Source organism: Pseudolactococcus hodotermopsidis (genome assembly GCF_011170085.1).
Classification (GTDB): Bacteria; Bacillota; Bacilli; order Lactobacillales; family Streptococcaceae; genus Pseudolactococcus; species Pseudolactococcus hodotermopsidis.
Genome location: NZ_BLLI01000095.1, coordinates 1 through 5,398, shown reverse-complemented (window position 1 = coordinate 5,398; position 5,398 = coordinate 1). Strand labels below are relative to the sequence as shown.

General features: G+C 35.1%; 4 protein-coding genes and 2 pseudogenes. 1 reads left to right on the top strand and 5 read right to left on the bottom strand.

What is annotated here, in order from left to right:
• Positions 1 to 116, top strand: a pseudogene (locus tag Hs30E_RS10345) (IS5/IS1182 family transposase); the annotation flags it as partial.
• Between the two features lie 609 nt (positions 117 to 725).
• Here Hs30E_RS10345 and Hs30E_RS10340 read toward each other — a convergent pair.
• From Hs30E_RS10340 to Hs30E_RS11655, 5 genes and pseudogenes are all read right to left on the bottom strand, one after another.
• Positions 726 to 1,352, bottom strand: coding sequence for an ATP-binding cassette domain-containing protein (locus tag Hs30E_RS10340; protein ID WP_172209865.1), 627 nt, complete (start codon positions 1,350 to 1,352; stop codon positions 726 to 728).
• A gap of 1 nt (position 1,353) precedes the next feature.
• Positions 1,354 to 3,327, bottom strand: a complete 1,974-nt coding sequence (locus Hs30E_RS10335; protein WP_172209864.1) for a DUF1430 domain-containing protein — start codon at positions 3,325 to 3,327, stop codon at positions 1,354 to 1,356.
• A 66-nt stretch (positions 3,328 to 3,393) separates the two neighbouring features.
• A complete protein-coding gene (locus Hs30E_RS10330) occupies positions 3,394 to 3,669 on the bottom strand; it encodes a lactococcin 972 family bacteriocin (protein ID WP_172209863.1) in 276 nt (91 codons plus the stop codon).
• Between the two features lie 356 nt (positions 3,670 to 4,025).
• Positions 4,026 to 4,868 (bottom strand): helix-turn-helix domain-containing protein, encoded by an 843-nt coding sequence (locus Hs30E_RS10325; protein ID WP_172209862.1) that lies wholly within the window; start codon positions 4,866 to 4,868, stop codon positions 4,026 to 4,028.
• 365 nt (positions 4,869 to 5,233) lie between these two features.
• Positions 5,234 to 5,398 (bottom strand): annotated as a pseudogene (locus Hs30E_RS11655) (ISNCY family transposase); the annotation flags it as partial.

Below are 5,398 nucleotides of genomic sequence, written 5' to 3'. Positions count from 1 at the left end.
CGGTATTCAAAACCTTTCAAATTATGGCACTTCCTTATCGGAATCGGAGAAGGCGCTTTGATTATCGGGCTGAATTAATTTGTGGCATTATCAATTTTGAAAGAGCGATGGTTTAGGAACAAGTCTATTGTATACTCAATTCGATAAAAAAGCGCAACGTATAATATATTGAAAGTATGACCTATGATAAAACAATCCAAAAGAGAATTTTGGCTTATGCCGATAGTGAGGTTATTGAAAGCGTTCTTTATTTTTAACGAATTGAGTATAACACTGGAAAACGTAAATCATTTATATTTTGTTTAATAGACTCGTTTAACTTCCAAATAGCAACAATATTAGGAGATGCAATATCAAAATCATATAGCCCTGAGCCTTTGATACCACTACTTCCTTAATTTTATCCGATAAAAATCACAACATTAAGCGAAACAGGTAACAAAAATCAGTCCAAATTGCAAATGGACTAATTTTTTTAGTTTTGGCTAAATAATCAATACTCCTAACACTTTAACGACATCACTCATTATTAATAAAAAACTATTTACTTTTAAAAGGTAACCATATGCTAATCACAAATAAAATAGTTAAATGATAGCCAAGCACTTTAATTCAGGGAAAAACTTATTTAAGATAAAGATTAACAGGACTATAAGTGTATCAATTATTTTTTTAAGCATAGCCATCCTTTATTATTGCCACTCTCCATACTTAAAACTCACGAATCATGACAAGTGTAATACATCGTCTACACGACTGTAAACATGCAAATCATGTGTTGCGATGATTAATGTTGTCTCATCTCCGATTAGGCTTATCAAAATATCGATAATTTCTCGACCTGTGTCTTCATCTAAGGCGCCTGTTGGTTCATCTGCCAAAATAATCGACGGTTGTTTTAACATTAACTTAGCAATCGCAACTCTCTGTGCCTCGCCACCTGATAAAGAAAAAATCTTGCGTTTCAAATCATGATTTTCTAAATTAACTTGTTTTAAGGCTTGCGCCATTAATGTTTCTTGTTTATCACGACTTTCTTTTTTCCCTACAAAAGCTAAGGCTAAGTTGTCCCTAATACTCTCATTATCAATCAAGCCATAATTTTGAAAGAGATACCCTAGATAGTCTCTAAAATAAACTCTCTCTGATAACTTGCTCAAGTCTTTACCATCTAGTAGAACTTCACCAGTATCTGGCGTTTCCAAACGACCAATCATATTAAGTAAGGTTGTTTTACCTGAACCAGACTTACCTGTCAAAGCATAACTCTTCCCCGCCTCAAACTGATAATCAAAGTGAGATAAAACCTTGTATCCATCATAACTTTTGCTAATGTCTTTTAATTCAATCATCTCATTCTCCTTTCAAAGTTGCAAGGCTTGCGGTTTTACTCATATAAACCTGCCTGATAAAGACAGCTAAAATAATTCCTAAAAATAGAAACGGTATCAGCAAGGTTAAAGCAGGTAAATGTTTCACGAAAATCATAACTACTGAAAAACCAATCATGATAAGTAGTTGTGCTAAGTACTGCTTATGTATCTCAAACAAAGATTTGCCCGCTAAATATGTCACTGCAAATTTTTTCCGATTTTGATATAAATAAATCAGGTTCATAAGCGAGATTAAGAAGATAGCACTTACAAGTGCCATGATGGAGGCTACTAGCATAAAGAGTTGCTCTGCTCTTTTACCTGCTAATCTGTTAGCAACTGCAAATTTGCCATTTGAAAACGAACCCAAGTTATTCTCCAGACCATGTTTTTTGATGAGGGAATCAGTCAACTGACTATCAGAAAATTGAATCTGCTCTTTACTAATCCAAGAAAAGAAGTTACCAGCAACCTTATCAGTCCCAATAAAAGTCCTAGGTGTTACCACAATAAGTAAAGGTTCTTTGACAAAGGAGCGGTTATCAACGGCACTCCAGCCAAGCATTCGAAATGTGAACAATTCTTTTGAGGGCGATTGATAAGTCGCTGATATAGGTTCTAGTCCTAATGGCTTATCATCTGACCCCGAATTCATACGCTCAGACCATGCGGCTATAAGTTCTTTTTTATGTTTGCTTTGAGATTCCGGTACTAATATACCATAGGTTTTATCTGTCATATGGGTTAGTTGCTCAGATAATGTCGCTTCAAGCTTAATCCCTACTTTCTCTAAATAATTTGGACTTACATAGAGTACATTTTCATTGGCATAAGCCGTGGGTAAATATTGACTTGCTTTTGGTGAATGATTGAAGTTATCTGCCACAATAAGTAACTCTTCTTTTTCATTTGCCTCTAGTAAAAAGTCTGATAGTTGTTGGTCATGTTCATCTGAACCTCCTCCAAGCATACTAGGAGCTACATAGTCATATCTCGACCAAGCTGTCTTGGCATGCTCTAAACGCTTTATTTCCTCATGATTATTTAAAACATTGGCAAAGGAAAAAATAAGACAAATAAGCGCAAGCAACTGCAAGAATAAGACCAAATTCATCAAAGCATCTAAAGGAATACGATTCTTAATGACAAGATTAATTTTTTGACGTTGTAAAAACAGATAAGTAACAGCACCTACTAATAACTCCACACATATCAAGATTAATACCCAAAATAGTGCTGGGAAAAGCAAGACCTCAAAATACATGGCACGCCTTAGACTAAGTGCATACAAGGTCAGACTGCTGATAGCCAAAAACAGACTGGTTGTTATGAGTAAAAAAGTAAGACGTTGCTTAATTCCCGAAAAAGCAAGGACAATACCTGATATGCCTGACAGACGTTGAATACCCTGTTTTTTTAAATTCGCTATTACCCGAGCCATGAGTAAAGCCATATAGGAAATGATAAAAAGTAGCATACCGATGATAAATCGTAAATCAAGCATAGCTGTAACTCCCTGAAAACGCCAGTCAGTATCAGCTAGTATTGTCTGATTTCCTAAATCATTTAACCGTTTAGACAAGGTCTTGGCATCAATCCCTTTACCGAATATAAAATAGTAAACTTCATCAGCACTTTTTTCAAGATAATTTTTACCCGTTTGCTCTGGAAAATCACTCGGTAACTTTCCAGAGCCAAATTTTTGGAAAGTTGGTTGATTATCCTGTTTACCGTCCGTACTTGCGACCATGATTTGCTTGGCAATTAAAACTTGCTTTTCTTTAGCAATGTCAGCCATGACTTCTTTTATATCATTTTGGGCTTTTAAGACAAGGATTCCTCCGTCTGCCCCAGCAAACATTTGCTTGTGCTTAGCAACTACGATAAAAGTTGCAAATGATACGATAAGAGCAACCGATAAGACAATCAATATCTTTTCTAGTTTTTTATACATTATTGACTCCCTCTTTCTAAAAAAAAAGACCGAGACTTGCGTCTCAGTCCCTTATTCTAGCATTTCTTACCAATAGTTATAGTAGAAAGTACATTTCTCGATAATATTACGACCAACAACCGCTTTGGCCCATACGCCCGCCCCTTGTTGGTCCTTACCGGAACGACCTGTATTGTTATTTGTAACTGTTGCTGTATGAGTTTTACTTGAATGGTGATAATTCGAATACGCTGTACTAATACCGTATCCATAGTTCCAACTCTCCGCTGCCTTCACCGAAAGTCCTCCTGCAGCAATCATTGTTGTTGCAGAAAGTGCTAAAATCAATGTTTTGGTTTTCATTTTGAAAATCTCCTTATTCTATTTGGGTGTCTTTACAAACACACTTGAAAAATAACATTTCAGAAACAAGAACTAGACTAGGTTACAAAAATATCTATAACAAATTCGCATTCCGATTTCCTGCATAAGTCGTTCAAACTAACCTACAAACTAATTCTACCACACAAAAATCGCTAAAATTTAAAAGTTGTATATTTACACCAAGTTATTTTTATTTGGTGCATATCTGCACCAAACCCAATTTCGATAGATTTAATATGTTAAAATAACATAATCAAAAAAAGAAAGGAGAAAATATGATGTTTAGTTTATTATGCTTAATTCTTTGGTTTGCTTTTTGACCAAATTTTCTCTCACTAACAATATTTTTCAATAAACATTGCGATTCGTTTAGCCATTCCTGTTGCACCAAATTTTTCTAAAGTTTGAATATCGTCCTGTATTTCTTTCAGAAGTTCAGGGCTTTTTCCTTGTTTGTAGAAAGAAACATTTTCAAAAAAATGAAGAAGAATCTTTTCCTCCATATCCCATTCGGTCAAAAAATCATCAAACTTATCTTTCAACCTTTCAGCTCGCCTATGGCTACCGTGGCAAATCAAATGCACATATAAATTTACCAAAGTTTTTTTGGTAACCTCAGCATTTCCAGACAATATACTTGAAAATTTATGATTTTCAAGTATATCTTGTCCAATGTCGAAAGCCTCATCATCATCTAGCGCTTCTAAACACTTAGCAAAAAAACTCACGTCAAATAAAGTCCATTGCTCAATTTTTTCAAAATAATCTTCAGCGTACTTGCGATCGGCTTTCGTTAGTAACATCTCATCTGAGGTATCATAAATCGCACATTTGATTAAAATATTAAAAAGTTTATCTTCTTTTACCTTAGAATTTGGTTTCAGCAAGTTTTTCAAGCCTTCTGTATCTCCTGCCATGATATAGCGCCCCATTTTTTGATCAAAAATCTGCAGACGATTTGGTTGGTAATTACCATGTGACACAAAAAATTCAGTCGGTGTCATATCAAGACCGTTTATCGCAAGCAGTAACTTGTCAGCGCCCAACATCGTCTCGCCTTTTTCAAAACGTGAAATCAATGTGTGATCGCAATAAGGCGATGCCGCATCACGCTGCGTATAATTGCGTTTTTTACGCGTTTTTTTGTAAAATTGCCCTAATTCTTGTTCTACTGTCATCTTTTTAATCTCCCTAAAATTTCATATTTAAGACAGAGAAGATACGGCGTTAAAAGTAAGCGCTTTCGCTCAGGGATAGCACCTCTGCTACCTCTGCTACCTCTGCTACCTCTGCTACCTCTGCTACCTCTGCTACCTCTGCTACCGATTATAACAGACTTATTTATTTGTTGTCAAATATTTGTGTCGAAATATTTAGATATTTTCGATATAGATATAGCAAAATACCGATAAAATCAACAAATTTTAAAAAAACGATGTCAAGCGAAATTGAAAATGTCCCAAAAAAAGTCTAAACATGAGTTACATTTTGCTAAAGCAAAATTTGCTTTTAGATTCCATTTTTGATATGATTGTGTTATGATTTAGGCTGAATTTTCAGCTTGATATTCCAGAAGCGTCATACCGATTCTTCTGAGATACTTTTCGAAAGATGCAAGTTTCCACGGGTGTGACTGTTGGGGAATATACTTGCGTTTTTCTTTTTTGCCTTCTTTGGGTTGATCAAATTCTTCTGAGTAAATTTCATG

Coding starts and splice junctions, on each gene's coding strand:
- Hs30E_RS10340 (WP_172209865.1), bottom strand. CDS start 1,352: ATGATTGAATTAAAAGACATTAGCAAAAGTTATGATGGATACAAGGTT.
- Hs30E_RS10335 (WP_172209864.1), bottom strand. CDS start 3,327: ATGTATAAAAAACTAGAAAAGATATTGATTGTCTTATCGGTTGCTCTT.
- Hs30E_RS10330 (WP_172209863.1), bottom strand. CDS start 3,669: ATGAAAACCAAAACATTGATTTTAGCACTTTCTGCAACAACAATGATT.
- Hs30E_RS10325 (WP_172209862.1), bottom strand. CDS start 4,868: ATGACAGTAGAACAAGAATTAGGGCAATTTTACAAAAAAACGCGTAAA.